At 68.1% G+C, this 25,233-nt stretch carries 26 protein-coding genes; 15 read left to right on the top strand and 11 right to left on the bottom strand.

Going from position 1 to position 25,233, the window contains the following annotated elements:
- The first annotated feature begins 74 nt into the window (after positions 1–74).
- The 3 genes from RN02_RS27575 (at position 75) to RN02_RS27565 (ending at position 3,584) form a co-directional block, all read left to right on the top strand.
- Complete coding sequence (locus tag RN02_RS27575) at positions 75–1,013, top strand: MBL fold metallo-hydrolase (RefSeq protein ID WP_043318356.1); 939 nt, start codon at positions 75–77, stop codon at positions 1,011–1,013.
- Positions 1,014–1,096: 83 nt separating this feature from the next.
- Positions 1,097–2,779 (top strand): bifunctional protein tyrosine phosphatase family protein/NAD(P)/FAD-dependent oxidoreductase, encoded by a 1,683-nt coding sequence (locus RN02_RS27570; RefSeq protein ID WP_043318354.1) that lies wholly within the window; start codon positions 1,097–1,099, stop codon positions 2,777–2,779.
- Between the two features lie 10 nt (positions 2,780–2,789).
- The gene (locus RN02_RS27565) at positions 2,790–3,584 is read left to right on the top strand and encodes a sulfite exporter TauE/SafE family protein (protein ID WP_043318352.1); all 795 of its coding nucleotides are present in this window, start codon (positions 2,790–2,792) and stop codon (positions 3,582–3,584) included.
- Between the two features lie 20 nt (positions 3,585–3,604).
- Here the strand turns inward: RN02_RS27565 and RN02_RS27560 are convergent, their stop codons facing one another.
- A complete protein-coding gene (locus RN02_RS27560; RefSeq protein WP_009623131.1) occupies positions 3,605–3,838 on the bottom strand; it encodes a metal-sensing transcriptional repressor in 234 nt (77 codons plus the stop codon).
- A gap of 184 nt (positions 3,839–4,022) precedes the next feature.
- On the bottom strand, positions 4,023–4,220 hold the full coding sequence (locus RN02_RS27555; RefSeq protein ID WP_043318350.1) for a YgaP family membrane protein: 198 nt from the start codon (positions 4,218–4,220) through the stop codon (positions 4,023–4,025).
- A gap of 182 nt (positions 4,221–4,402) precedes the next feature.
- On the opposite strand from RN02_RS27555, the gene cydP reads away from it, so the two are divergent.
- Genes cydP through RN02_RS27530 form a run of 5 tightly spaced genes read left to right on the top strand, consistent with a single transcriptional unit; the run spans position 4,403 to position 7,742 of the window.
- Positions 4,403–4,612: a cytochrome oxidase putative small subunit CydP gene (cydP, locus tag RN02_RS27550; RefSeq protein WP_043318348.1), complete on the top strand. Its 210-nt coding sequence runs from the start codon at positions 4,403–4,405 to the stop codon at positions 4,610–4,612.
- Entirely contained in the window at positions 4,612–6,186 is a 1,575-nt protein-coding gene (locus tag RN02_RS27545; RefSeq protein ID WP_043318347.1) for a cytochrome ubiquinol oxidase subunit I, read from the top strand. The genes cydP and RN02_RS27545 overlap by 1 nt, the downstream gene beginning before the upstream one ends.
- A 10-nt stretch (positions 6,187–6,196) precedes the next feature.
- Positions 6,197–7,333, top strand: a complete 1,137-nt coding sequence (gene cydB, locus RN02_RS27540; protein WP_043318345.1) for a cytochrome d ubiquinol oxidase subunit II — start codon at positions 6,197–6,199, stop codon at positions 7,331–7,333.
- Between the two features lie 12 nt (positions 7,334–7,345).
- Positions 7,346–7,462, top strand: a complete 117-nt coding sequence (gene cydX / locus RN02_RS32860; protein ID WP_009623142.1) for a cytochrome bd-I oxidase subunit CydX — start codon at positions 7,346–7,348, stop codon at positions 7,460–7,462.
- Entirely contained in the window at positions 7,443–7,742 is a 300-nt protein-coding gene (locus tag RN02_RS27530; RefSeq protein ID WP_043318342.1) for a cyd operon YbgE family protein, read from the top strand. Before cydX ends, RN02_RS27530 begins: the two co-directional genes overlap by 20 nt.
- 1,096 nt (positions 7,743–8,838) lie before the next feature.
- Here RN02_RS27530 and RN02_RS27525 read toward each other — a convergent pair.
- Positions 8,839–10,116, bottom strand: a complete 1,278-nt coding sequence (locus RN02_RS27525; protein WP_043318341.1) for a putative porin — start codon at positions 10,114–10,116, stop codon at positions 8,839–8,841.
- On the opposite strand from RN02_RS27525, the gene RN02_RS34055 reads away from it, so the two are divergent.
- Positions 10,007–10,237, top strand: a complete 231-nt coding sequence (locus RN02_RS34055) for a hypothetical protein (protein WP_177331079.1) — start codon at positions 10,007–10,009, stop codon at positions 10,235–10,237. The genes RN02_RS27525 and RN02_RS34055 overlap by 110 nt on opposite strands.
- 276 nt (positions 10,238–10,513) lie before the next feature.
- Here RN02_RS34055 and RN02_RS27520 read toward each other — a convergent pair whose 3' ends face one another.
- Positions 10,514–12,145 carry a sigma-54-dependent Fis family transcriptional regulator gene (locus RN02_RS27520; RefSeq protein ID WP_043318339.1) on the bottom strand — a complete coding sequence of 544 codons (1,632 nt, stop codon included), beginning with the start codon at positions 12,143–12,145 and terminating at the stop codon, positions 10,514–10,516.
- Positions 12,146–12,440: 295 nt separating this feature from the next.
- Here RN02_RS27520 and mhpA point away from each other — a divergent pair, with 295 nt between their 5' ends.
- The 6 genes from mhpA to RN02_RS27490 all read left to right on the top strand — a co-directional run bounded on the left by mhpA (position 12,441) and on the right by RN02_RS27490 (position 18,569).
- On the top strand, positions 12,441–14,069 hold the full coding sequence (gene mhpA / locus RN02_RS27515; protein WP_043318400.1) for a bifunctional 3-(3-hydroxy-phenyl)propionate/3-hydroxycinnamic acid hydroxylase MhpA: 1,629 nt from the start codon (positions 12,441–12,443) through the stop codon (positions 14,067–14,069).
- A 20-nt stretch (positions 14,070–14,089) separates the two neighbouring features.
- Complete coding sequence (locus RN02_RS27510; RefSeq protein ID WP_043318337.1) at positions 14,090–15,145, top strand: maleylacetate reductase; 1,056 nt, start codon at positions 14,090–14,092, stop codon at positions 15,143–15,145.
- A 44-nt stretch (positions 15,146–15,189) separates the two neighbouring features.
- Entirely contained in the window at positions 15,190–16,029 is an 840-nt protein-coding gene (locus RN02_RS27505; protein WP_043318398.1) for an intradiol ring-cleavage dioxygenase, read from the top strand.
- Positions 16,030–16,121: 92 nt separating this feature from the next.
- Positions 16,122–17,366 (top strand): MFS transporter, encoded by a 1,245-nt coding sequence (locus RN02_RS27500; RefSeq protein ID WP_043318396.1) that lies wholly within the window; start codon positions 16,122–16,124, stop codon positions 17,364–17,366.
- Positions 17,367–17,480: 114 nt separating this feature from the next.
- Entirely contained in the window at positions 17,481–17,675 is a 195-nt protein-coding gene (locus RN02_RS27495; RefSeq protein ID WP_009623158.1) for a 2-hydroxymuconate tautomerase, read from the top strand.
- Positions 17,676–17,744: 69 nt separating this feature from the next.
- Entirely contained in the window at positions 17,745–18,569 is an 825-nt protein-coding gene (locus tag RN02_RS27490) for a SphA family protein (RefSeq protein ID WP_052267888.1), read from the top strand.
- Positions 18,570–18,687: 118 nt separating this feature from the next.
- Here RN02_RS27490 and RN02_RS27485 read toward each other — a convergent pair whose 3' ends face one another.
- The 7 genes from RN02_RS27485 to RN02_RS27455 all read right to left on the bottom strand — a co-directional run bounded on the left by RN02_RS27485 (position 18,688) and on the right by RN02_RS27455 (position 25,094).
- Entirely contained in the window at positions 18,688–20,076 is a 1,389-nt protein-coding gene (locus RN02_RS27485; RefSeq protein ID WP_052267886.1) for a 4Fe-4S binding protein, read from the bottom strand.
- Complete coding sequence (locus tag RN02_RS27480; RefSeq protein ID WP_043318335.1) at positions 20,073–20,924, bottom strand: FTR1 family iron permease; 852 nt, start codon at positions 20,922–20,924, stop codon at positions 20,073–20,075. Before RN02_RS27480 ends, RN02_RS27485 begins: the two co-directional genes overlap by 4 nt.
- A gap of 13 nt (positions 20,925–20,937) precedes the next feature.
- The gene (locus RN02_RS27475; RefSeq protein ID WP_043318333.1) at positions 20,938–21,264 is read right to left on the bottom strand and encodes a cupredoxin domain-containing protein; all 327 of its coding nucleotides are present in this window, start codon (positions 21,262–21,264) and stop codon (positions 20,938–20,940) included.
- Between the two features lie 60 nt (positions 21,265–21,324).
- The gene (locus RN02_RS27470; protein ID WP_009623170.1) at positions 21,325–21,855 is read right to left on the bottom strand and encodes an iron transporter; all 531 of its coding nucleotides are present in this window, start codon (positions 21,853–21,855) and stop codon (positions 21,325–21,327) included.
- Positions 21,856–22,088: 233 nt separating this feature from the next.
- Positions 22,089–23,339, bottom strand: a complete 1,251-nt coding sequence (locus tag RN02_RS27465) for an OprD family porin (RefSeq protein WP_043318331.1) — start codon at positions 23,337–23,339, stop codon at positions 22,089–22,091.
- A 76-nt stretch (positions 23,340–23,415) separates the two neighbouring features.
- Positions 23,416–24,345 carry an electron transfer flavoprotein subunit alpha/FixB family protein gene (locus tag RN02_RS27460; RefSeq protein WP_043318329.1) on the bottom strand — a complete coding sequence of 310 codons (930 nt, stop codon included), beginning with the start codon at positions 24,343–24,345 and terminating at the stop codon, positions 23,416–23,418.
- A complete protein-coding gene (locus RN02_RS27455; protein WP_043318327.1) occupies positions 24,345–25,094 on the bottom strand; it encodes an electron transfer flavoprotein subunit beta/FixA family protein in 750 nt (249 codons plus the stop codon). The genes RN02_RS27460 and RN02_RS27455 overlap by 1 nt, the downstream gene beginning before the upstream one ends.
- Between the last annotated feature and the right edge of the window lie 139 nt (positions 25,095–25,233).

The following is a 25,233-nucleotide window of genomic DNA, read 5'->3' as shown; positions in this document are numbered from 1 at the left end:
GACGTTTTCATAATTGCACTATTAAAGAAATAGTGTAAGCATGATTCAGGTCAATGTCGCAGGAGACGTCCCCCATGTCCGCCCTCCACGCCGATGCCGCCCTGGCCGCCGCCAGCGCACTGGTCGACGACGCCACCAGCGGCCGCGCCCCCGCCCCGCAGGTCACCTCGTTCTTCGACGAAGCCACCTTCACCGTCAGCCATGTGGTGCGCGATCCCACCAGCAACGCCTGCGCCATCATCGACAGCGTGCTCGACTTCGACCAGGCCAGCGGCCGCACCCACCAGGAGTCGGCCCAGGCCCTGGTGGAGTTCGTCCAGGCCAACGACCTGCGGGTGTCCTGGCTGCTGGAGACCCACGCCCATGCCGACCACCTGTCCGCCGCGCCGCTGCTGCAGGAGCGCCTGGGCGGGCGCCTGGCGATCGGCGAGCGGATCACCCGGGTGCAGCAGACCTTCGGCAAGATCTTCAACGCCGGCAGCGCCTTCGCCCGCGACGGCAGCCAGTTCGACCATCTTTTCGCGGATGGCGAAAGTTTCCGCATCGGCAACCTGCAGGCCATCGCCCTGCACGTGCCCGGGCATACCCCGGCCTGTATGGCCTACGTGATCGGCGATGCGGTGTTCCCCGGCGACACCCTGTTCATGCCCGACTACGGCACCGCGCGCTGCGACTTCCCCGGCGGCGACAGCGCCACGCTGTTCCGCTCCATCCGCCGGCTGCTCGGCCTGCCGCAGCCGGCGCGGGTGTTCCTCTGCCACGACTACAAGGCCCCCGGCCGCAACCACTACGCCTGGGAAACCAGCATCGGCGCGCAGCGCGCCGGCAACATCCACGTCCACGACGGCGTGAGCGAGGCCGCGTTCGTCGCCATGCGCGACGCCCGCGACGCCACCCTGCCGATGCCGCGCCTGATGCTGCCCTCGGTGCAGGTGAACATGCGCGGCGGCCACCTGCCGGAGCCGGAAGACAACGGCGTGCGCTACCTCAAGCTGCCGCTGAACCTGCTCTGAGCCGCCGACGGCGGGCCATGACGGCCGCTGTCCCGCCGCCCTCCCCTTGCCTTGCGCCGCCGAAAGAAGAAGAGGAATCCGCCATGCAACGTCTGCCCCTGGACGATGGCTTTTGCGTCGCCCCGCAACTGAACCCCGAAGACCTTTCCGCCCTGGCCGCCGCCGGCATCCGCAGCCTGGTCTGCAACCGCCCCGACGGCGAGGCCGACGACCAGCCGGGCAGCCAGGCCATGGCCGCGGCCGCCACCGCCCAGGGCCTGGAGTTCGCCTACCTGCCGGTGACCAGCGGCGCCATCGGCGACGCCGACGTCCACGCCTTCGCCGCCGCCCTGGAGCAGTTGCCCGGCCCGGTGCTCGCCTACTGCCGCACCGGCACCCGCTCGGCCACCCTCTGGGCGCTGTCCCAGGCAGGGCAACGGCCCCTGGACGACATACTCGCCCGCGCCGCCCGCGCCGGCTTCGACCTCGGCCAGCTGCGCCCGCGCCTGCAGGCCGCCGCCAGCCCCCGTCCGGGGCGCGGCGAGCCCACCTATGACCTGGTGGTGATCGGCGCCGGCGCCGCCGGCCTGGCCACCTGCGCCAGCCTGCTCAAGCGCCGCCAGAACCTGAGCATCTGCATGGTCGAGCCGGCCACGGAGCACTACTACCAGCCGGGCTGGACCATGGTCGGCGCCGGCGTCTTCACCCAGGACCGCACGGTGCGCCCGATGGCGGCGCTGATCCCCGACTGCGTGGCCTGGGAGCGCTCCGCCGCGGCGGCCTTCGCGCCCCAGGACGACCGCGTGATCCTGGCCAACGGCGCCAGCCTGAAGTACCGCGTGCTGGTCCTGGCGCCCGGCCTGAAGCTGGACTGGAACGCCATCCCCGGCCTGGCCGACACCCTGGGGCGCAACGGCGTGACCTCCAACTACCGCTTCGACCTGGCGCCCTACACCTGGCAACTGGTGCGCGGCCTGCACCGCGGCCGCGCGCTCTTCACCCAGCCGCCGATGCCGATCAAGTGCGCCGGCGCGCCGCAGAAGGCCATGTACCTGTCCGCCGACCACTGGCTGCGCGGCGGTCGCCTGGAGGGCATCGACATCCAGTTCCACACCGCCGGCGCCGCGCTGTTCGGCGTGGCGGACTACGTGCCGGCGCTGATGGAGTACGTCGAGCGCTACCGCGCCCAGCTCAACTTCGGCTCGACCCTGGCGGCCGTCGACGGCCCGGCGCGCACCGCCACCTTCGCCCGCACCGATGCCGACGGCCGGCGCCACGAGGAAGTGCGCGAGTTCGACATGCTCCACGTGTGCCCGCCGCAGACCGCCCCGGACTTCATCCGCAGCAGTCCGCTGGCCGGCGACGGCGGCTGGATCGACGTCGACCCGGTGACGCTGCGCCATGCGCGCTTCGCCAACGTCTTCGCCCTCGGCGACGCCAGCGCCGCGCCCAACGCCAAGACCGCCGCGGCGGCGCGCAAGCAGGCGCCGGTGGTGGCGCACAACGCCCTCGCCTGCCTCGACGGCCAGCCCCTGACGGCGGCCTACGACGGCTACGGTTCCTGCCCGCTGACCGTGGAGCGCGGCAAGATCGTGCTCGCCGAGTTCGGCTACGGCGGCAAGCTGCTGCCCACCTTCCCGCGCTGGCTGCTCGATGGCCGCAAGCCGTCGCGCCTGGCCTGGCACCTGAAGTCCGAGGCGCTGCCGGGCATCTACTGGAACGCCATGCTCAAGGGCCGCGAGTGGCTCTGCGCGCCCGGCCGGCACCGCGCCGGACAGTCCGCCTGAGGAAGCCGCGATGCCGACCCTCAGCCTGTTGCAGTACCTGCTCGGCGCCGCCGCCGGTTCGCTGGTGGGCTTCACCCTCGGCCTGGTCGGCGGGGGCGGCTCGATCCTCGCCGTGCCGCTGATGGTCTACCTGGTCGGCGTCGACAACCCCCACGTCGCCATCGGCACCAGCGCCCTGGCGGTGGCCGCCAACGCCGCCGCCAACCTGCTCAACCATGCCCGCCGCGGCAACGTGAAGTGGCCCTGCGCCTCGCTGTTCGCCCTGGTCGGGGTGGTCGGCGCCTTCTTCGGCTCGTCCCTGGGCAAGGCCTTCGACGGCCAGAAGCTGCTGGCGCTGTTCGCCCTGCTGATGCTGCTGGTGGCGGCGCTGATGCTGCGCGGGCGCGCCAGCGAAGGCGACGCCGCGGTGGCCCTGGGCCGCGGCAACGCCCCGCGGCTGGCGGCATTCGGCGGCCTGGCCGGGGCCCTGTCGGGGTTCTTCGGCATCGGCGGCGGCTTCCTCATCGTCCCCGGCCTGATGGCCGCCACGCGCATGCCGATCCTCTTCGCCGTGGGCAGTTCGCTGGTGGCGGTGACCGCCTTCGGCCTGACCACCGCGCTCAACTACGCGCGCTCGGGCCTGGTGGACTGGCCGCTGGCGGTGGTGTTCATCGGCGGCGGGGTGGCCGGCGGGCTGTGCGGCGCCTGGCTGGCGACGCGCCTGTCGCGCAGCCAGGGCACCCTGAACCTGGTGTCGGCGGCGATGATCGGCGCCACCGCGCTGTACATGCTCTACCGCAGCCTGGGGGCGCTGGGCGTCATATGAACGGCCGGGCAGCGCACCGCTCAGGTGTACTTGGTGAAGATCGCCCGGACCCGCTGCAGCGTCTGCGCCGCGTCCTGCTCCTGGTCCTCGAACGCCTCTTCCAGCAGGCAGGCGAGCAGCTCCTGGTAGGCCTTTTCCAGGGCCTTGCGCGCCGCGCGGAACTGCAGCGCGATGGTCTCGCACTCCTCGCCCCGGCGGATCATGGCCTGCAACCCGCGGATCTGGCCCTCGACCCGGGCCAGGCGGTTGAGCATCGCTTCCTGGGGGGTGATATCGCTTTTTCTGCTCACGTGTACCTTCCAACGCGCATCCCAAGGTGAAGGCTCCATGGGATTCCCATCCACGGCAACCCGGCGCCCGGGCGTGAGGGTAGCGTTGTTCGGCGGGCACAGCCAGCCCGGCGGCGCGGCAGCCGCCGGGCATGGCCCGCGCCCGGCCTCAGGAGCGCTTGCAGCTCCCGCAGGTGCTGATGCCCAGCAGCGGATAGGCCGGGCAGAAACGGAAGATGCCGGTGGCCAGCGGCACCACGCCGATCCACCCCCACCAGCCGATCACGCCGGCGAGGCTCAGCCCGATCAGCAGCAGCCCCACGACGATGCGCACCGCGCGATCGATGGTCCCCACATTCGCTTTCATGACGATCTCCTTGGTCAGGTCCCGCGCCGGCCATCCAGCGCGGTGAAGATGAGCGGCCGGCTTGCCGGGTCGGGCGCCGGACGAGGGTCCGTGCGCCCGCTGCGTCAATCTGCCATCTCATTGGAAGGGCATTTCCAACATACCCTATGGGGTATTACAGCAGTCGCTCCGGAGGTGCACAAGTGAGTGCGTCAATCCGCTACCCGAAGCTGGTGAAGGAACTGGCGGCCATCCTGCTGATCAAGCTGGTGCTGCTCCTGGCCATCAAGGCCATCTGGTTCGACCCCCCCCCCCTTCCCGCCGAGGGCGAACGGCAGGTCAGCGCGCACCTGCTGGGCACCCCCGACCCCGTATCCACCCCCACCTCATCCCCCGCCAAGGAGTCCCCGTGATGATTTCCGAAGCCGTAGTCGACCTGTCACGCCTGCAGTTCGCGATGACGGCGATGTACCACTTCCTGTTCGTGCCCCTGACGCTGGGCCTCGCCTTCCTGCTGGCGATCATGGAGTCGGTCTACGTGATGACCGGCAAGCAGGTGTACAAGGACATGACGCAGTTCTGGGGCAAGCTGTTCGGCATCAACTTCGCCCTCGGCGTCACCACCGGGCTGACCATGGAGTTCCAGTTCGGCACCAACTGGGCCTACTACTCCCACTACGTCGGCGACATCTTCGGCGCGCCCCTGGCCATCGAGGGGCTGATGGCGTTCTTCCTCGAATCCACCTTCATCGGCCTGTTCTTCTTCGGCTGGGATCGCCTGTCCAAGGTCCAGCACCTGAGCGTGACCTGGCTGGTGGCGCTGGGCTCGAACCTCTCGGCGCTGTGGATCCTGATCGCCAACGGCTGGATGCAGAACCCGGTGGGCGCGGAGTTCAACTTCCAGACCATGCGCATGGAGCTGACCGACTTCGGCGCGCTGCTGTTCAACCCGGTGGCCCAGGTCAAGTTCGTCCACACCGTGGCCGCCGGCTACGTGACCGGGGCGATCTTCGTCCTGGCCATCTCCAGCTACTACCTGCTCAAGGGCCGCGACCAGGGCTTCGCCCGCCGCTCCTTCGCCATCGCCTCGGCCTTCGGCCTGGCCTCGATCCTCTCGGTGATCATCCTCGGCGACGAGTCCGGCTACGAGATCGGCGACGTGCAGAAGACCAAGCTGGCCGCCATCGAGGCCGAGTGGAACACCGAGCAGGCGCCAGCCGGCTTCACCCTGTTCGGCATCCCCGACCAGGAGCAGATGCGCACCCATTACGCGATCAGGATTCCCTACGCGCTGGGCATCATCGCCACCCGCTCGCTGGACAAGGAGGTCACCGGCATCAAGGACCTGCTGGTGCAGCACGAGGCGCGCATCCGCAACGGCATGCAGGCCTACGCGCTGCTGGAACAGCTGCGCAGCGGCGACACCTCCGCGGCCACCCTCGCCGCCTTCGATGATGTGAAGCAGGACCTGGGCTACGGCCTGCTGCTGAAGAAGTACACCGACAAGGTGGTGGACGCCAGCGAAGAGCAGATCCGCCTGGCCACCCTGGACACCATCCCCGACGTGCTCACGCTGTTCTTCAGCTTCCGCATCATGGTCGCCTGCGGCTTCCTCATGCTCGCCCTGTTCGCCTGCGCCTTCTGGGCCTCGGCGCGCAAGAACGAGGAGCGCAAGCCCTGGCTGCTGAAGTGGGCGCTGCTGAGCCTGCCGCTGCCCTGGATCGCCGCGCAGACCGGCTGGTACGTCGCCGAGCACGGCCGCCAGCCCTGGTCCATCGGCGAGGTGCTGCCGGTGCACCTGTCCGCCTCCAGCCTGGGCACCCACGACCTGTGGGGCTCGCTGATCGCGCTGGTCGCCTTCTACAGCCTGCTGCTGGTGGTGGAGCTGTACCTGATGATCAAGTTCGCCCGCCTCGGCCCGTCAAGCCTGCACACCGGCCGCTACCACTTCGAGCAGGGCGCCGCGCAGCGCCCGGCCACTGCCTGAGGAGCCCGCCATGGACTACGAAACCCTGAAGATCACCTGGTGGGTGCTGATCGGCGTGCTGCTGATCGGCTTCGCCCTCACCGACGGCTTCGACATGGGCGCCATGGCGCTGCTGCCCTTCGTCGCCCGGGACGACCACGAGCGCCGCGTGGCGATCAACACCATCGCCCCGCACTGGGACGGCAACCAGGTGTGGTTCATCACCGCCGGCGGCGCGCTCTTCGCCGCCTGGCCGATGGTCTACGCCACCGCCTTCTCCGGGCTCTACTGGGCCATGCTGCTGGTGCTGTTCGCGCTGTTCTGCCGGCCGGTGGGCTTCGACTACCGCAGCAAGCTGGAGAACCCGCGCTGGCGCGCGGCCTGGGACTGGGCGCTGTTCGTCGGCGGCTGCGTCCCGGCGCTGGTGTTCGGCGTGGCCTTCGGCAACCTGTTCCTGGGCCTGCCGTTCAACCTCGACGACATGATGCGGCCGACCTATAGCGGCTCGTTCTTTGCCCTGCTCAACCCCTTCGCCCTGCTCGCCGGGGTGGTCAGCCTGAGCATGCTCTGCCTGCACGGCGGCGCCTGGCTGATGCTGCGCACCGACGGCGAACTGGCCGAACGCTCGCGCCGCGCCGCGCAACTGTGCGCGCTGGTGTACCTGGCGGCCTTCATCGGCGCCGGGCTGTGGCTCAGCCTGGGCATGCACGGCTTCAGCCTGGCCTCGGCGGTGGACGGCAACGCCGTGCTCAACCCGCTGCACAAGCAGGTGACGCTGGACAACGCCGGCTGGCTGGCCAACTACCACAAGCAACCGCTGACCATGCTGGCCCCGGCGCTGGGCATCCTCGGCGGGCTGCTCGCCCTGGCCAGCGCCAGCGGCAACAGGGGCGGCCTGGCCTTCCTCGGCAGCGCCCTGGCCATCGTCGGCACCCTCTGCACCGCCGGCTTCGCCCTGTTCCCCTTCGTCTTCCCCTCCAGCGAGAACCCGGCGGCCAGCCTGACGCTGTGGGACGCGGTGTCCAGCCACAAGACCCTCGGCATCATGTTCGCCGTGGCCTGCATCTTCGTGCCGTTGATCCTTTGCTACACCCTCTGGGGCTACGTGCGCATGTGGGGCCGGCTGAGCCGCGGGCACATCGACGCCAACCCCCACGGACTCTACTGAGGAGCGACAAGCATGTGGTACTTCACCTGGATTCTCGGTGTGCTGCTGGCCTGCAGCTTCGGCATCATCAACGCCCTCTGGCTGGAAACCACCCAGGACCTGGACAGCGATGACCGCCGCCAGTCCTGAACGCGCCCTGCGCCGCCGCTGGAGCCGCGCGCTGTCGCTGCTGCTGGCGGCGCCGCTGGCGCTGGTGCTGCTGATCCACCCGGCGCTGATGCTCGACGCCAACGGCGGCTACAGCCACGGCCTGCTGATGCTGGTGATGCTCGGCGTGAGCGGCGGCTTCGTCCACGGCGTGGGCTTCGACCCGCGCGGCCGGCTCTGGGCGCTGCTGTTCGGCCCGCCCGTGGCCTGGCCGCTGATGCTGCTGGGCTATGGCCTGCTGCTCTACGCGCGGACGAGTTGAGGCCGCCTCACTTCGAAAGCGCCAGGCCAAACCTGAACAACAGTTGAACGGTGCGGTCATCGCGCATGGAAACAGTCCGGAAGCCTTGACCCAGGTCATTCGTTTCCGGCCTCCGGCGAAAACATAGTGGAACCGAGCGCCCGAGGGGGCCAGACATGGACGCCGGCGAGTTATCCCACCCTCGGGCGCTCCCCCATCGCAGCGTAGGGCGCATAACGCCCCGGGCGTTATCCGCCGTTGGCCCCGACTCCGGCGTTCCGGCCGTCGTAGGATGGGTTGAGCTTGCGATACCCATCGGGCCATGGTGATGGGTATCGCTTCGCTCAACGCCATCCTACGAAAAGCGCCTCGCATGGCGGGTAAGACAAGCTGCCCCGGCACCGTGCCCATGTAGGAGCGGACCTTGTCCGCGATTTTCGGCTGCGGGCCGGAACATTGGTGACAGGTCTAAGAGCCCCTCTCCCTAACCCTCTCCCTGAAGGGAGAGGGGACCGTTGGGCAGGGTTTGATGTTATGGCGTTAGCCGGCAATCTCGGCAGCTTCCGGCAGGAACCATTACCTTTCTCGGCACGGACAAGCCCCCTCTCCCTTCAGGGCGGGGCGCGCAGCCGAGGGCTGGGGAGAGGGCGCTCCAAAGCCCAACACCCAAAGCCGCAGGCACACACCATTCGCAAGCGCGATTCGCGGATGAGATCCGCTACGGGCGGCCCCGGCACCGTGCCCCATGTAGGAGCGCGCCCTGCGCGCGATTTCGCGGGCAGGGCCCTACGGTTCCAGGAAGCACGGCTTTTCGTAGGATGGCGTTGAGCGAAGCGATACCCATCACCGCCACCGCATGGGTTTCGCAAGCTCAACCCATCCTACGAAGAGCACCTCGGCGCAAGACAGTTGCTCCTACGCAAAGCTCTCCGATCCCCCATGAAAAAGCCGCCACGACGCATGGGGTCGTCGTGGCGGCCAAGGGGAATGAATCGGACGGCCGAAGCCGGCATTCACGAACTCAAGGTGGCTTGAATGAAGTCAATGGACAACCCTCGATATATGGAGCACGCGGTATCAACTGATACTTCGAAAAATCTTTAAATCCGCAACTAACCTAGAACTTCGCCTCCAGATCCAATTGCAACGTATCGATATCCGCATCTTTACGCGAACCACTGGCGGCATCCGACCTGGCCATGAAATAAGTGGCACCCAGGGCGAAGTTCTTGTCGATGTCGTAGGCAACTTTGAACTTGTGACCACGAGATGCGGTGTAACCATTGGCGAAGTCCGAATCGGTAAATGCCCCGACCACCGCATTACGCTGCACGTCGCGATAGTTGTAGTCGAAGCTGAAGTCGCCCACCTTGGTCTTCGCGCCGGTCAGCCAGGCAGTATCTTCATTGCTATCGGTCGCCTGGTTGACCACGTATTGCCCATAAAGCGAAAGCGGAACCGGCAGGTTGCCGAAGTCCAGTTGGCCGAAGCCTTCGTAGAGGCGGAAGTCCCTGGTGGTGTTGCCGTTGGCGGAAAGCTGGCACGGCGTCGTGGTGGCCGAGCCGCAGGCACTGTCGTTGTCGTTGTCGTAGGCATAGAGGCTCGCCCCGAGGGTCGCCTTGATGCCGTCGATGGGCGCGAAGCGGGCGCCGAACTGGCCGCTGTACAGGCGCAGGTCATGCTGGAAGGCGTAGCCTTCGCCGTCGACGTTGTCCTTCAGGTTGAAGTAGCCGGCGCTGCCGAACAGCTCGGCGCTGGCGCCCAGCGGGTATTTGTAGGTGGCGGCGAAGCCTTCGGGGTTGATGTCGCCGTCCCAGATGACGTCGCCTTCGCTGACCCACGGCTGGTTCATCTTGCCGCCGATCAGGTGCAGGTTCTTCACCGCCGCGGGGTGGAAGTCGATGTAGGCCTGGTCCAGCCACAGTTGCTTCTTGTCGAAGTAGTTGTCCATGCTCTGGTTGGTCGAACGGGCGTCGTCGCCGCTGCCGGTGGCGATGCGGATGCCGGTGTCCACCTGCGGGTTGATCTGGCTGTAGAAGCCGACCCGCGCGCGGATGCGCTGGCGGTTCTGGTCGCCCTTGCTGCCGCTGTTCTGCGCATGCACGGTTTCCTGGCGCACGCGGACGTCGCCCTTCACCTGGGTCCTGGCGGCCCAGGCGATGCTCTGCTCGAAGGCGCTCATCTGCTCCTTCTTCGCCTTGGCCTGTTCCGCGGCGACCTGGTTCTCCCTGTCCAGCTCGGCCGTGAGTTCGGTGTACTGGGCGGCGCTGATCGAGCCATTGGCCTTGAGCATTTCCAGCAGCCTGGCATCGACCCCCGCCTGCGCCGGAACACTCACAACGAGCAATGCCCCGGCACAAATCCCCATCCCGCCCAGTGCAGAAATACTACGCATCAAGAATCTCCTGAAATCCGATAAAGACGGCAACTGCCACCCAATTAATTCGGTTCCCACAAAGTTCTCCGCCACCGGCGAAGACCTTGTCCCCAAACCGGGGCCGATTCTTGTTTTTTGAATATTTCAGAATGATTTCAAGCGAAGGCAAGACATGAGCCATCGAAACATGAATAGCCCTTGCAGCCCTTATGAATCGCGGATTCATATACTATTTGGCGAGGGTGTTTTTACGCGCAGCGGCTATATTGCCGGGCGGGAAATACCTAGCATTTTAAAAGTGAAGAACCCTGCTGTTTTCGGTCGAATGAAAGTTCGATCGACTCTCTGAATAGAACAACCAGAATTCAGCGATCCCGGGGCCCCTTCGGCCTCGTTGCCGAAGGGGGCCGGGCGATCAATCCGCCATACCGGCGTCGCCAGGCTGGCGCGTCTTCAGGCGGTGCTCCAACTGCCGGCGGGTGATGCCCAGCAGCCGCGCGGCGCCGGCGACATTGCCGCCGGCCCGGCCCAGGGCACGCTTCACCGAAGCCTCGATCAGCTCCTCCAGCGGGTGCTCGTCCAGCCACTGCTCGATGATCCGCTGCCGCTGCTGCGGGGCCTCGAAGGCCGGCCGGGCTTCCGCCTCCCGCGCCGGGGACAGGAACAGGTCGCTCAGGCCGATGGGCTCGTTGTCGTCGGCCAGGACCACGCCTCGCTCGATGATGTTCTCCAGCTCGCGCACGTTGCCGGGATAGTGGTATTCCAGCAGCGCCCGCACGGCCGCGCGCGAGAGGCCCTTGATGGTGCGCTGGTGCTGGGTGGAGAAGCGCTTGATGAAGTAGCGGATCAGCAAGGGGATGTCGTTGCGCCGCTCGCGCAGCGCGGGGATGTGGATGGGGACGACGTTGATGCGGTAGTACAGGTCCTCGCGGAAACGGCCCTGCTGGACATCCTTCTCCAGGTCCGCGTTGGTGGCGGCGATGACGCGGATGTCGACGGGGCGCGGCGCATCGCCGCCCAGCCGGTCGACCTCGCGTTGCTGCAGCACGCGCAGCAGCTTCTCCTGGGCCACCGAGGTCAGGGTGCCGATCTCGTCGAGGAACAGGGTGCCGCCGTCGGCCTGCTCGAAGCGCCCTGGCCGGCTGCGGTGGGCGCCGGTGAAGGCGCCCTTCTCGACGCCGAACAGCTCCGACTCGATGAGGGTTTCCGGCAGGGCCGCGCAGTTGACGGCGACGAAGGGCTTGTCCGCGCGGTGACTGAGCTGGTGCAGCAGGCGGGCGAAGCGCTCCTTGCCCACGCCGGTCTCGCCCTGGAACAGCACGGTGACGTCGCGCGTGGCGATCTTCTCGATGCGCCGGCAGGTGGCGAGGAAGCTCGGGTCCGTGCCGATCAGGTCGGAAACCGCCAGGGCCTCGTCCAGCACGGGGTCGTTCAGCGAAGCGTTGATGTAGTCGGTGGAGCCGAACAGCTCCAGCTGATCGCCGTCGGGGCCCCACTCCTCCAGCGGCTTGCCGATGATCCGGCAGTGCGCGTGGCCCATGCCGCGGCACTCCACCTCGCGGAACAGCACCGTGCGGCCGAAGAAGGCGCTGTTGAAGCCGGAGGCGTGGCCGACCTGCATCCAGCAGACCGGCTCGGCGGAAGGCGGCAGGTGCGCCAGGTGGGCGCTGGCCTCGAAGGAGTCGTGCCAGATCTGCTCGACATAGTGGTGGCCGGACTCCACGTCCACCTCCATGCGCAAGGTCTCCACCTGCGTCACCCCTTCCAGCGCATGCAGCAGCGGCCCCGCCATGAAGGCGTGGTCGCTCTCGTCGCCACGCAACTGGCGCGCCAGCCCGGCGTCGCTGGAGCCCGTCGCATAGCCCATGCGGGCCAGCAGGCGACGCGAATGGGCCACGCCGATCTCGGCGATCAACTCACGGCGGAAGGCGGCGAAGGCGGACAGCTGCATGAGGAATGCGCGTTGCTGGCCGATCCAGATCTGGCCCTTTTCGGGCTGCATGCGGAACTGACGGAGCAGGTCCTGGGGGAAGCTGCGGGCACCCATGGCATCTCAACATTTTTGTTATTAGTGAATTCGAAATTAACAAACACGTTAATTCCGCGGCAATCCAGCCTTGGCGCCAAAGGTGCCGAAAAATCCTTTAAGCCTCTGTTTATCCTGAAGAAAACAAAATCAACGAACCCTTGGCATGCCGCTTGCCATTGCCCTCTCAAGCGCAACGCGCTGGGGACGGACGGGACGCCGCGCCCTGCCCACCACGGAGGGCTACCCGATAACAAGATGGCGATGCCGGGCGTGGCGGCCCGGTATCCGGAGAGCGAGAACAATGACAATGAGCATGCCTGGTTTACCCGCCGACAACGCCGGCGAAGCGCGCTACGACGCGGACGTGGCCATCGTCGGGGCCGGCCCCGTCGGCACCCTGCTGGCCATTCTGCTGGGCCGCAAGGGCCACCGCGTCACCCTGGTGGAGCGCTGGCCGCAACCCTACGACCGCCCCCGCGCCGTGACCTTCGACCATGAGATCGCCAGGATACTCGCGGGCCTGGGTATCGACTCCGACAACGACCCGGCGATCAACTACCACGACGAGCTCTACTACTGGCGCAACGCCGCCGGCGAAGACCTGCAGATCGTCGACTGGAAAAGCACCTCGGCCTCCGGCTGGCGGGTGCGCTACTGGTTCAACCAGCCCGGCCTGGAAAGGCGCCTGCTGGGCATCGCCGAGGGCATCGCGAACATCCGCCTGATCCGTGGCTGGGAAGCCAACGAACTGCAGCAGGATGACCAGGGCATCTGCCTCGGCGGCATTGGCGATGCGCCGGACGCGCCCAGCCGCATCCGCGCCCGCTACGTCGTGGGCGCCGATGGCGCCAACAGCTTCGTGCGCAAGGCGCTGGGCCTGAGCCTCACTGACCGCGGCTTCTTCTACGACTGGCTGATCCTCGACATGATCCCGCACCAGGAACAGGTGCTGGACCCGGTGCACTGGCAGCTGTGCGATCCCAGGCGCCCCACCACCATAGTGCCGGGCGGCCCCGGCCGCCTGCGCTGGGAGTTCATGGCGCTGCCCGGCGAGTCGGCAGAGGCGCTGGCCAGCCCGGAAAACGCCTGGAGCCTGATGCAGCCCTGGGGCCTGACGGCGGCCAACGCGACACTGGAACGCAGCGCCGTGTACCGCTTCCAGGCCTGCTGGGCGGAGTCCTGGCGCAACGGCCGCGGCCTGATCGCCGGCGATGCCGCGCACCTGATGCCGCCCTTCGCTGGCGAGGGCATGTGCGCCGGCCTGCGCGACGCTGTCGCCCTGGCCTGGCGCCTGGACGCCATCCTCGACGGCACCCTGGGCGAGGCGGTGCTGGACAGCTACACCAGCGAACGCCGCGAACATGCCAAGCACTACATCGAGTTCTCCATGGAGCTGGGGCGCATCATCTGCATCACCGACCCGCAGGAAGCCGCCGAGCGCGACCGGCGCATGAAGGCGGAACTGGAGGCCTCCGGCCGCACGCCGGTGCCCACCGACAAGGCGGCGCTGGGCCCAGGCATCTGGTGCAAGGACGCGGCCCACGCCGGCGAACTCTCGGTGCAGGGCATCGTCCGCGCGGGCGAGCGGCGCGGGCGCTTCGACGACCTCGCCGGCCGCGGCTGGCTGGTCATCGGTTTCGAGCAATCGCCCCGCCAGGCCCTGCCCTCCCATCAGTTGCAGGCGCTGGAACACCTGGGCGCACGCTTCGTCACCCTCGGCCGCCCGGGCAGCCATTGCGACCTGGAAGACGCCGAAGGCACCTATGCCGCCTGGCTGGAACAGCTCGGCGCCCGCTACCTGGTGATTCGCCCGGACTTCTACGTCGCCGCCAGCGCCGGCTCGGCCGAGGCGCTGCAGCGCCAGCTGGACGACCTGCTGGGGCAGCTTCACCTGACGCACCTCCAGGCCGCTTCCCGCGAAGCGACCGCCGCCTTCGCCTGACCGACACGGAGTCCATCCTGATGCACGAATTTCTCTATACCCAAAACCCCGCCCGCGTGGTCTTCGGCGCCGGCAGTTCCCTGCGCGCGGCCGCGGAACTGGAGGCCCTGGGTTGCCGGCACGCCCTGCTGCTCTCGACGCCCGCGCAACAGGCGGACGCCGAGCGGCTGCTCGACAGCCTTGGCGGGCTGGGCGTCGGCGTCTTCGCCCAGGCCACCATGCACACCCCCGTAGAGGTGACCGAGGCGGCGCTGGCGCGCTATGCCGAGCTGGGCGCGGACAGCGTCGTGGCCCTGGGCGGCGGCTCCACCATCGGACTGGGCAAGGCCATCGCCTACCGCAACGACGCCCCCCAGGTGGTGATCCCGACGACCTACGCAGGCTCCGAGGTGACGCCCATCCTCGGGCAGACGGAAAACGGTGTGAAGACCACGGTGAGCGCGCCGTCGATCCTCCCCGAAGTGGTGATCTACGACCCGCAGCTGACCCTCGGGCTGCCGGTGTCCATGAGCATCACCAGCGCCCTCAACGCCATGGCCCACGCCGTGGAGGGACTGTATGCGCGCAACCGCAACCCCATCACCTCGCTGATGGCGGTGGAAGGCATCCGGGCGCTGAAGCAGGCCCTGCCCGGCGTGGTCCGGCAGCCGGAGGACATCGCCGCGCGCAGCTCGGCCCTGTATGGCGCCTGGCTGTGCGGCACGGTGCTGGGCAGCGTCGGCATGGCCCTGCACCACAAGCTCTGCCACACCCTGGGCGGCAGCTTCAACCTGCCCCACGCCGAAACCCACGCGGTCATGCTGCCCCACACCGCCGCCTACAACCAGCAGGCCGCGGCCGAGGCCCTGCAGCCGGCGGCCGAACTGTTCGGCGGCGACCTCGGCGGCGGCCTCCACGACTTCGCCGGGCAGCTGGGCGCGCCCCTGGCGCTGAAGGACCTGGGCCTGCGCGAAAGCGACCTGGACCGCGCCGCGGACCTGGCCGTGACCAACCCGTACTGGAACCCCCGACCGGTCGAGCGCGAGGCCATCCGCGCGCTCCTGCAACGGGCCTGGGCTGGCCTGCGGCCGGAATGAGCGCACCGCCCCGGCGGCCACACGAAAGCATCAAGGTGAACCAGATGATCGAATACTTTACCGAGGCAGCGTCGGCGAAGACCGTCAACGCACGCATGGGGGATGCCATCGACCCGCGCCTGCGTACCGTCATGGCTTCGCTGGTCGAGCACTTGCACAGCTTCGTCCGCGAGGTGGAGCTGACCGAGGCCGAATGGGAACTGGCGATCGACTTCCTGACCAGGACGGGGCAGCTCTGCTCCGACCACCGCCAGGAATTCATCCTGCTCAGCGACACCCTGGGCGTCTCCATGCTGGTGGACGCCATCAACCACCGGCGCCCGCCCGGCGCGACCGAGAGCACGGTGTTCGGCCCCTTCCACGTGGAGAACGCGCCCCTGCGCGCCATGGGCGACACCATATCCCTGGACGAGAAAGGTGAAAGCTGCCTGTACGAAGGCCGAGTCCTCGACCTGCAGGGCCAGCCCATCGCCGGCGCCGTGCTGGACGTGTGGTCGGACAACGCCGAGGGCTACTACGACGTGCAGCAACCCGGGCTGCAACCGGAGTGGAACAACCGTGGCCGCTTCGTCACCGGCGCCGACGGGCGCTACCGCTTCCGCGGCATCAAGCCGGTGCCCTACCCGATCCCCGACGACGGCCCGGTCGGCCAGTTGCTGGCTCGCCTGGGGCGGCACCCGTGGCGCCCCGCCCACATGCATTTCATGGTCGGGGCCGAGGGCTACCAGCGCCTGGTGACGCACACCTTCGTGTCCGGCGACGCGTACCTGGCCTCCGACACGGTGTTCGGCGTTAAGCAATCCCTCATCCAGATATTCGAGGCGAACCCGGGCGGCGCCACCCGCTGGACGGCCAGGTTCGACTTCGTACTGGCCCCCGACTGACCGACGACGCAGTACCAACCCAAAGTGCCGGCCAGGCGTGCACCCCGTGGTACCGGCACGTTCCTATTACAAGAACAACAGTGGACGAAAACATGAAAAACACCCAGGGCAATCGCCCCGATACCTCGTACGAGTGGAAAGCCGTCCTGCTGCTGGCGCTCGGCTTCGGCCTGGTCAGCATCGACCGTTTCATGATCATGCCGCTCTTCCCGGTCATGATGAAGGACCTGGGCCTGGACTATCAGGACCTCGGCCTGATAACCGGCATCCTAGCCGTGACCTGGGGCTGCTCGTCCCTGTTCATGGGCAAGCTGTCCGACCGCCTTGGCCACCGCGCGGTGATCATCCCCGCGGTCATCCTCTTCTCCCTGCTGGCCGGCTGCAGCGGCCTGGCCACCGGCCTGGTCAGCCTGATGCTGATCCGCGCGGTCATAGGCGCGGCCGAGGGCGCCTACACGCCGGCCAGCATCGTCGCCACGCTGGAGGCCTCGAGGCCCAGCCGCCACGGCCTGAACCTGGGCATCCAGCAGGCCGCGATGCCGCTCTTCGGCCTGGCGCTCGCCCCGCTGCTGGCCACCCAGCTGCTGCACCTGTTCGACTGGCACTGGGTGTTCGCCATGGTGATGCTCCCCGGGTTGATCGTCGGCTACCTGCTGTACAAGGTGCTGCGCAACACCGACGCGGCCACGGCCGCGGAACACACCAGCACCCACGACGCCGGCCGCCATCACTGGCGCGATGCCTTCAAGAGCCGCAACGTGCCGCTGAACATCCTCGGCATGATGTGCTGGCTGACCGTCCTCGTGGTGCTGGGGGCGTTCCTGCCCAACTACCTGCTCGACTACCTGGGGCTCAGCCTGGCGCAGATGGGCTACGTGCTCTCCGCCATCGGCTTCGGCGGCGCCGTCGGCACCATCGTCCTGCCCAGCCTGTCCGACCGCATCGGCCGCAAGCCGGTGATGGTGCTGTCGGTGCTCTGCGGGGTGGCCTCGCTGTACCTGCTGATCAACACCGGCGCGGATACCTCCCGCCTGTTCCTCACCCTGTTCTTCACGGTCTTCTTCGACTTCGGGCTGATCTGCCTGACCGTGGGGCCGGCCACCACCGAATCGGTGCCGGCGACGCTCATGTCCACCGCCTCGGGTTTCGTCGTCGGCATCGGCGAAATCTTCGGCGGCGGCATCGCTCCCGGCCTGGCGGGCTACGTCGCCAACCACCACGGCATCCAGCACACGCCCCTGCTGGCGCTCGGCGCCATGGCCTGCGGGCTGCTGGTGACGCTCTGCCTCAAGGAGACGGCGCCGCTGCGCATCGGTGCCGGCCTCGAGGCGACCTGACCTCCGCCTGACGCCCGAAACCACACCGGGGCCCCGCCTGCATACCGGCAGGGCCCACGGCTTCGCTCATCCGCCAGAAAGGGCGGAACCCACCCCTGAGAGGAAAAAAGCCCCATGCCCATCATCAGCATCCATCTCGTCGAAGGCCGCACGGACGAGCAGAAGGAGCAACTGATCCACGAAGTCACCGAAGCCTGCCACCGCGCCCTGGCGGTCCCGCGGGACGCGGTGCGGATCATCCTCAGCGACATGGCCAGGCAGCACTACGGCGTCGGCGGCCAATCCAGGCTGAAGTCGGAAAGCCAGTGAAAACGGCAGTCCCCCGCGAAGCAACCCGGCATTGACCACACCCACCCTGCCGACCTACCGGAAGACACCATGAGCATTACCAAGAACAAGAACCTCGCTCCCGCAATCCTGGCCCTGCTGCTGCCCCTCTCCGCCCTGGCCGGGGGCCATTACAGCCCTGGCGTCGAAGGCATCGACGGCGCCGTCGTGCCGCCTCCCGGCGTGTACTACCGCGGCTACGCCGTGCACTACCAGGCCGACCGGCACGACGCCGTCCCCGACAGCGACGTGCGCGTCGACGCCCTGGCCAACCGCCTGGTCTGGGTCACCGGGCAGAAGGTCCTGGGCGGCGACCTGACCTTCGAGACCATAGTCCCGGTGACCCACACCGACCTGCACCTGGCGTCGGGAGCCGTCGACGACTCGGCCTGGGGCGTGGGCGACATCTACGCCGGCAGCGTCATCGGCTGGCATGGCCAGCGCTGGGACGCCGTGGCGGGCGCCGGGTTCTGGTCGCCCACCGGCCAGGACGACCGGCCGGCCGACCCCGGGCTGGGCTATTCCGAACTGATGCTCACCCTGGGCGGCAACCTCTACCTGACCGAGCGCAAGGACCTCAGCCTGAGCGTCCTCAGCCGCTACGAAGCCGCGGACGACTCTGACGTGGAAGACACGTTCCTGGTCGAATGGGGCCTCGCCAAGCGCCTGGACAACGGCCTGAAACTCGGCCTCGTCGGCTACGACCAGTGGCAACTGGGCGACGGCGACGCGCAAAGACACGCGGCCGGCCTGGAGGGCGGCTACTTCTGGCCGGCCGCGGGCGTCGGCCTGAACCTGGCGGCCTACCAGGAATACGCGGTCAACGACGACTTCAAGGGCTACCTGTTGCGGGCCGTGCTGACCAAGGCGTTCTGAACCGGGCCTCCGGGGCGGCGGGCGTTGCCGCTCCGGAGGTTTCCATCGCCATCGCCGAAGCGTGCATGTCCCCGGCAGAGGGGAAGCCCCAGCTACATCAGGATTCAGCCTCGCCCCTTCAGCTCCAACCCCAGAACATCAGCCACCAGCCGCCCAGCACCGGCACGCAGGCCAGCGCCAGGCAAGCCAGCGCGGCTGGCTGGCGCAGGGGCGCGACGCCGCGGCGGCGGAGGATCCGCCAGCCCAGCCACAGCGTCCAGGCGCAGGCGCCCGCCAGCAGCAGGGCCCGCGCCGGCTGCACCCAGCCGAGGGCCAGCCCCTCGTAGCGCAGCAGTTTCACCGTGGTGGCCGAAAGCCCCAGGAACAGCCCGCAGCCGCCCAGGGGAATCAGCGCCTGGGCCAGGTGCCCATGCAGCCCCTGCCCTTTCCCCGATACCCTGCCGGCCAGGCGCAGCAGCGCCGTCAGCCAGGTGCCCATGAGCAGCGCCCAGGCCAGCACGTAGACGACCAGCACGCCGCCGTCGAGCCAGGTGAAGAGGTCGTTGTTCTGCGGGTAATGCGTCAGCACCCACCAGGGCGCGTTGGCCTCCAGCGGCCAGAGGATGCCCCGCTCCACCAGCCACTCCGCGCTCGTCTGCTTGAGCGCGATGAACCAGGGGCTGAGCGTCCAGTTGAAGGCGCCCATGGCCAGGCCGATCACCCCGAACAGCAGCAGGCGCACCGGCCAGGGGCTTTCCGTGCGCTGGCCGTGGACGACGATTTCCTCGTTCGGCCAGCGCGGGCTCAGGGCCACGGCGCCGCGCTGGCCGCTGCAGCGGCCGCAGGAATGGCAGTCGGCGCAGCCGCTCATGCGGCGGATGTCGATCAGCGGGGCGCAGTTGGGCGTCGGCAGGTGCGGCCCGGCATTGGCCAGCCAGCGCGCCTCGTCGACGCGGAAGTGCACCGGCGCCAGCCGCGCGAGCAGGTTGAACACGCCGCTGACCGGGCACAGGTAGCGGCACCAGACGCGCTTGCCGCGCCCGTAGAGGAAGCCCACCAGCATCGCCGCCAGGGTCGAGCCGCCGAGAATCAGCAGCGCCGGCAGCGCGTAGTCGTAGACGCTGACCAGTTGCCCGTACAGGGTGGTCAGGCAGAAGGCCAGGAACGGCCAGCCGCCCCAGCGCATCCAGCGTGGCACGCCGCGCCCGCGGCCATGCCGGCTCGCCCATTCGCTGAGTGCGCCCTCGGGGCAGAACAGCCCGCACCAGAGCCGCCCGAACAGCAGCATCGACAGCAGCACGAAGGGCCACCAGATGCCCCAGAACACGAACTGCGCGAACACCGCCAGGTTGTCCAGCATGCGCGCCTGGGCCGGCGGCAGGTCCAGGCAGGCCGGGACGATCAGCAGCACCGCGTAGAACAGCACCACGGCCCATTGCAGGGCGCGGATCAGCCCGGCATGCCGGCGCATGCCGTCCCCCAGCCGGGCCAACGACCGGGTCAGCAAGAGGGAAGGCGCGCCATTCATGCCAGCCGGGCCTCGACGCGGCGCTCACCGCGCCGGCACAGGTAGCTCGCCAGCGCCCAGTAGGCCGGCAACAGCAGCACCGCCAGCAGCGAGGGCGCGGCGCGGTATCCGGCGAAGCCGGCCAGGGCGGCACCCAGGCCGTGGCCGTCACTGAGCCAGGCGGAGGTGTCCCAGAGCGGATCGCCGAACAGCCCGTAGCACCATTCGGGCAGGTCCAGCGCCATGACCTGCCCCGCCACCCGGTCCAGCGCCGCCATCAGCAGGGCGCCGCCGAGCAGCAGCAGGAGGACTTCGCTGACGCGGAAGAAGCGCCGCCAGGTGAGTATCCGCGAGGACCACTGCAGCGCGGCGTAGGTGGCCAGCGCCAGCAGGAAGCCGAGCACGCCGCCCAGGGCGAACCAGCTCCAGTCCGCCCCCTGCTGCGCGCCGATGCCGTAGAGGAACACCACCGTCTCGCTGCCTTCGCGGGCCACCGCCAGCATCGCCAGCAGCAGCACGCCCCAGCCGCCGTCCTCGGCGATGCTGCGCTCGGCGTCCCGCTCCAGTTGGCGCTTCATGCCGCGCCCATGGCGGTGCATCCACACCACCATCTGCAGGATCAGCAGGCTGGCGCAGAGCACCATGGCGGCCTGGAACCATTCGCCGGACGGCCCCGCCAGCCACTCCCCGGCGAGCATGAACAGCGCGGCCAGCGAGCAGGCCAGCACGACGCCCAGCCCCACCCCGCTCCAGAGCATGCGCAGGCCGCGCGCGGGCTCCGGGCGATGGCAGAGCCAGGCATGCAGGATGCCGACGACCAGCAGCGCCTCGACGCTCTCGCGCCAGACGATGAACAAGGATTGCAGCATGCTTGGCTCCCGGTCAGTGCGCCACGATCTCGCCTTGCGGCAGGTCCATGTGGAATTCGTCGAAGAAGGGATAGCGGCCGGGACGCAGGGGGTGGATCACCACGAACGAGGTGACGCCCGGCGAGAGCACCTTCTCCACCCGCAGCGGCGTGCTCTCGAACTCGGCCGGCCCGCTGCCGGCGTTGCGCACCACGACCTTGAAGCGCTGCCCGGAGGGCACTTCCAGGGTCTGGGGGGTGAAGTGGCCATCCTTGATGGTCAGTTCATAGGTGGGGAGCGGCGCTGCCTGCGCGGCAACGGCGAACGACAGTGCCAGCAGGCAGAAGAACGAGCGCAACATGACGGCCTCGCGACTCTCGGGGAAGGTAACGCCGCACCCGCAACGGGTGCGGCCCGCGCATCAATAGCCGCCTTTCTTGCCGATGCCGGCGTAGGTGAAGTCGTATTCCACCTTGCAGGTCTCGAACCAGGGCGCCACGCCGGTTTCCTTGTCGACGTGGCGGCCGAACATGGAGGCCTCCGACGGCGGCAGGATGGTGTAGGTCAGGTGGTACTTGCCCGGGCCGAGCAGCTTGATGTTGTCGCCGTAGTGCGGGCCGTCGCTGGCCACCATGCCGTGGAAGTCGCCCTTGAGGACCTGGTCGCTGCCGTCCTTGCGCAGTTCGTAGGCCACCCGCAGGTAGGGAATCCAGCTGCCCTCCTGGAAGCCGTTGGGGTTGTCGGCGGTGGCGGCGATGTCGGCCTCCAGGTGCACGTCGGACTGCGCGGCGGCGCGCATCATCCCGGGCGGGTCCATCTCGATCGGCTGCAGGTACACCGCGCCGATCTCCATCCCGCCGCAGGCCTGCGGCGCGCCGATGGGGTACTCCTTGGCCGCCGCGAACGGGGCGGCGAGCGCCAGTATCACGGGAACGGCGCGGTTGATTCGCATGGTCTTCTCCTTGGCTCGACAGATGAGGAATCGCGAGCTCGCATTTAGGGACCAAACGACGCCATTGAGAATGATTTGTATCAAGAATTCCTGAAGTAAATCCGCAAACCTGCGCGGCGAGGACGAAAAGACCAGGGCTGTCCACTTCCAGGCTCACGGCGTTGATTGCCGATAGGCCTGCCCGGCGCAGAAGAGGGAGCGCCAGGCGGCGCTCCCCTTTCCCCGGCCCTGCCCTACCAGAGCGGCAAGGTGTAGCTGACGATCAGCCGCGTCTCGTCCAGGTCGTTGCCGAAGCTGCTGCGGAAGGTGCTGTTGCGCACCTTGAAGCCGAGGTTCTTCAGCGCCCCGTCCTGCACCACGTAGCCGATGTCGGTGTCGCGTTCCCACTCCTTGCCATCGCCCTGGCCGTTGAGCAGGTCGATGTTGTCGCCGCGCAGGTAGCGCGTCATCAGGCTCAGGCCGGGCAGGCCGAGGGCGGCGAAGTTGTAGTCGTAGCGCAGTTGCCAGGAGCGTTCGTCCTTGTTGGCGAAGTCGCCGATCTGCACGTAGTTGACCAGGTACGGATCGGTGCCGGTCAGGTAGGCGAAGCCGGTGTCGCCGGACATGCGCTGGTAGCCCAGGCCGAAGGCGTGGTTGTCGAGCCTGTAGGTGAACATCGCGTTGAGCGCGCGGTTGTCGACGTTGCTGCCGCCGTCGTCGGTGGAGCGCGCCCAGCGGATGTCGGACTTCAGCGACTGGCCGGCGGCGATCGGCAGCACGTGCACCAGGCCCAGGTAGTGCTGGCGGTAGAGGTCTTCGAGATTGGCGTAGTGGTAGCTGGTGCTCAGGCGCTCGCTCCAGCGGTAGGTGCCGCCGGCGAGGTTGAAACGGTCGCTGCTGAGGTGGCTGCCGGCGTCGATGTTGCGCTTGTTGCCGCGGGTGACGCTGAGGTCCTCGGCGTTGGACGAGTCGCGCTGCTTGACCTGGCGCAGCTGGCCGGCCTGCAGGTCGAGGTCGTCGAGTTCCTTCGACTCCACCAGCGCGCCCTGGAAGGTCTGCGGCAGCAGGCGGGTGTCGTTGTACTGCACCACCGGCAGCTTGGGCAGCAGGGTGCCGACTTTCAGGGTGCTGCGGGAGACGCGCAGCTTGGCGGTCAGGCCGAGGTCGCTGTAGTCGTCGGCGGCGCGGCCGCTGCTGGCGGAATACGGCAGCAGCCCGGAGCCGGAGCGGTCGGGGCTGGAATCGAGCTTGAGGCCCAGCAGGCCCAGGGCATCGACGCCCACGCCGACGGTGCCGTCGGTGTAGCCGGACTCGTAGCGCAGCAGGAAGCCCTGCGCCCACTCCTCCGAGTAGGACTGTTTGGCGCCGCTCTGGCGGTAGTCGCGGTTGAAGTAGAAGTTGCGCATTTCCAGGCTGGCCTTGCTGTCGGCCAGGAACTCGGCATGGGCGAACGGGGGCAGCAGCGCCAGTCCGGAGACCAGCACAGGGAGTCGACGAATAGTCATTGTTGTTGTTTCTTTGCAGGGTGTTGGCGAAACGCCGAGCCGGCGGAGTCCGGCCCGGCAAGGGGTGGACTGGGGCTCAGACGGCCTTTTCCAGCGCCGGTACGAGCTCGAACAGATCGCCCACCAGGCCGTAGTCGGCGACCTGGAAGATCGGCGCCTCCTCGTCCTTGTTGATGGCCACGATGACCTTGGAGTCCTTCATGCCCGCCAGGTGCTGGATGGCGCCGGAGATGCCCACCGCGATGTAGAGCTGCGGCGCGACTATCTTGCCGGTCTGGCCGACCTGCATGTCGTTCGGCACGAAGCCGGCGTCCACCGCGGCGCGGGAAGCGCCGACGGCGGCGCCCAGCTTGTCGGCCAGGGCGTAGAGCAGCTTGAAGTTGTCGCCGTTGCCCATGCCGCGGCCACCGGAAACCACGATCTTCGCGGCGGTCAGCTCCGGGCGGTCGGACTTGGCCAGCTCTTCGCCAATGAAAGTCGAGCTGCGGGCATCGAAGACCTCGCCCAGCGCCTCGATGCTGGCACTGCCGCCTTCGGCGCTCACCGCATCGAAGCCGGTGGTGCGTACGCTGATGACCTTGATCGGCGCCGAGGACTGCACGGTGGCGATGGCGTTGCCGGCGTAGATCGGGCGCTTGAAGGTGTCGGCGCCGAGCACCTCGACGATCTCGGAAATCTGGTCGGCGTCCAGCAGCGCGGCGACGCGCGGCAGGTAGTTCTTGCCGTTGGTGGTGGCCGGGGCCAGCAGGTGGGTGAAGTTCTGGGCGATGGAAACCACCAGCGGCGCGATGTTCTCCGGCAGCTGGTGGGCGTAGGCGGAGTCGTCGGCGACCAGCACCCTGGCAACGCCCGCGATCTTGGCGGTGGCTTCGGCCACGGCGCCGACGTTCTGGCCGGCGACCAGCAGGGCGACATCGCCACCGATCTTCTGTGCGGCAGCGACAGTGTTCAGCGTCGCCGCGGCTAGCGCGCCATTCGAATGTTCTGCAATAACCAGGACAGCCATCAGATCACCTTCGCTTCGTTCTTCAGTTTCTCGACCAGTTCGGCCACGGACTTGACCTTGATGCCGGCGCTGCGGGCCGCCGGCGCCTCGACCTTGAGGGTCTTGACGGTGGAGCCGGTGGACACGCCGAGAGCGTCCGGGGTGATCACCTCCAGCGGCTTCTTCTTCGCCTTCATGATGTTCGGCAGCGACGCGTAGCGCGGCTCGTTCAGGCGCAGGTCGGTGGTGACGATCGCCGGCAGGTTCAGCGCCACGGTCTGCAGGCCGCCGTCGATTTCGCGGGTGACCTTGACCTGAGCGCCGTCGACCTCGACCTTGGAGGCGAAGGTGCCCTGGGCGTAGCCGGTCAGCGCGGCGAGCATCTGGCCGGTCTGGTTGTTGTCGCTGTCGATGGCCTGCTTGCCGAGGATGACCAACTGCGGCTGCTCCTTGTCGACCACGGCCTTGAGCAGCTTGGCGATGGCCAGGGAGTTCAGCTCGTCGTTCGACTCGACCAACAGGGCGCGGTCGGCGCCCAGGGCCAGGGCGGTGCGCAGTTGTTCCTGGGCGGCGCCGGGGCCAACCGAGACCACCACGATCTCACTGGCGACGCCCTTTTCCTTCAGGCGCACGGCCTCTTCCACGGCGATTTCGCAGAAGGGGTTCATGGACATCTTCACGTTGGCGAGGTCGACGCCGGAGTTGTCCGCTTTCACCCGGACCTTCACGTTGTAATCGACCACGCGCTTTACCGCGACCACTACCTTCATTCGATTCTCCTCTGGGTTGCAGGTGCGTAGGGCGAATAACCGTTCGCGGTTATCCGCCGCTTGACCTTGGTTTGGCGACGCGCCGGGCTAAACCTCGGCAGCACCGCCCGCAATTGGGTGGGTTCGCGAGCAAGCTCGC

Origin of the sequence: Pseudomonas sp. PI1, from assembly GCF_000812405.1 — a bacterium.
Lineage (GTDB): Bacteria > Pseudomonadota > Gammaproteobacteria > Pseudomonadales > Pseudomonadaceae > Pseudomonas > Pseudomonas citronellolis.
Note: the sequence above shows the minus strand (reverse complement) of the source record. Positions and strands in the feature narration are given on the sequence as shown.

Excerpts from the sequence above, each read along its gene's own strand:
- RN02_RS27575 (WP_043318356.1), top strand. The coding sequence starts at position 75 with ATGTCCGCCCTCCACGCCGATGCCGCCCTGGCCGCCGCCAGCGCACTG.
- RN02_RS27570 (WP_043318354.1), top strand. The coding sequence starts at position 1,097 with ATGCAACGTCTGCCCCTGGACGATGGCTTTTGCGTCGCCCCGCAACTG.
- RN02_RS27565 (WP_043318352.1), top strand. The coding sequence starts at position 2,790 with ATGCCGACCCTCAGCCTGTTGCAGTACCTGCTCGGCGCCGCCGCCGGT.
- RN02_RS27560 (WP_009623131.1), bottom strand. The coding sequence starts at position 3,838 with ATGCTCAACCGCCTGGCCCGGGTCGAGGGCCAGATCCGCGGGTTGCAG.
- RN02_RS27555 (WP_043318350.1), bottom strand. The coding sequence starts at position 4,220 with ATGAAAGCGAATGTGGGGACCATCGATCGCGCGGTGCGCATCGTCGTG.
- RN02_RS27545 (WP_043318347.1), top strand. The coding sequence starts at position 4,612 with ATGATTTCCGAAGCCGTAGTCGACCTGTCACGCCTGCAGTTCGCGATG.
- cydB (WP_043318345.1), top strand. The coding sequence starts at position 6,197 with ATGGACTACGAAACCCTGAAGATCACCTGGTGGGTGCTGATCGGCGTG.
- cydX (WP_009623142.1), top strand. The coding sequence starts at position 7,346 with ATGTGGTACTTCACCTGGATTCTCGGTGTGCTGCTGGCCTGCAGCTTC.
- RN02_RS27530 (WP_043318342.1), top strand. The coding sequence starts at position 7,443 with ATGACCGCCGCCAGTCCTGAACGCGCCCTGCGCCGCCGCTGGAGCCGC.
- RN02_RS27525 (WP_043318341.1), bottom strand. The coding sequence starts at position 10,116 with ATGCGTAGTATTTCTGCACTGGGCGGGATGGGGATTTGTGCCGGGGCA.
- RN02_RS27520 (WP_043318339.1), bottom strand. The coding sequence starts at position 12,145 with ATGGGTGCCCGCAGCTTCCCCCAGGACCTGCTCCGTCAGTTCCGCATG.
- mhpA (WP_043318400.1), top strand. The coding sequence starts at position 12,441 with ATGCCTGGTTTACCCGCCGACAACGCCGGCGAAGCGCGCTACGACGCG.
- RN02_RS27510 (WP_043318337.1), top strand. The coding sequence starts at position 14,090 with ATGCACGAATTTCTCTATACCCAAAACCCCGCCCGCGTGGTCTTCGGC.
- RN02_RS27505 (WP_043318398.1), top strand. The coding sequence starts at position 15,190 with ATGATCGAATACTTTACCGAGGCAGCGTCGGCGAAGACCGTCAACGCA.
- RN02_RS27500 (WP_043318396.1), top strand. The coding sequence starts at position 16,122 with ATGAAAAACACCCAGGGCAATCGCCCCGATACCTCGTACGAGTGGAAA.
- RN02_RS27495 (WP_009623158.1), top strand. The coding sequence starts at position 17,481 with ATGCCCATCATCAGCATCCATCTCGTCGAAGGCCGCACGGACGAGCAG.
- RN02_RS27490 (WP_052267888.1), top strand. The coding sequence starts at position 17,745 with ATGAGCATTACCAAGAACAAGAACCTCGCTCCCGCAATCCTGGCCCTG.
- RN02_RS27485 (WP_052267886.1), bottom strand. The coding sequence starts at position 20,076 with ATGAATGGCGCGCCTTCCCTCTTGCTGACCCGGTCGTTGGCCCGGCTG.
- RN02_RS27480 (WP_043318335.1), bottom strand. The coding sequence starts at position 20,924 with ATGCTGCAATCCTTGTTCATCGTCTGGCGCGAGAGCGTCGAGGCGCTG.
- RN02_RS27475 (WP_043318333.1), bottom strand. The coding sequence starts at position 21,264 with ATGTTGCGCTCGTTCTTCTGCCTGCTGGCACTGTCGTTCGCCGTTGCC.
- RN02_RS27470 (WP_009623170.1), bottom strand. The coding sequence starts at position 21,855 with ATGCGAATCAACCGCGCCGTTCCCGTGATACTGGCGCTCGCCGCCCCG.
- RN02_RS27465 (WP_043318331.1), bottom strand. The coding sequence starts at position 23,339 with ATGACTATTCGTCGACTCCCTGTGCTGGTCTCCGGACTGGCGCTGCTG.
- RN02_RS27460 (WP_043318329.1), bottom strand. The coding sequence starts at position 24,345 with ATGGCTGTCCTGGTTATTGCAGAACATTCGAATGGCGCGCTAGCCGCG.
- RN02_RS27455 (WP_043318327.1), bottom strand. The coding sequence starts at position 25,094 with ATGAAGGTAGTGGTCGCGGTAAAGCGCGTGGTCGATTACAACGTGAAG.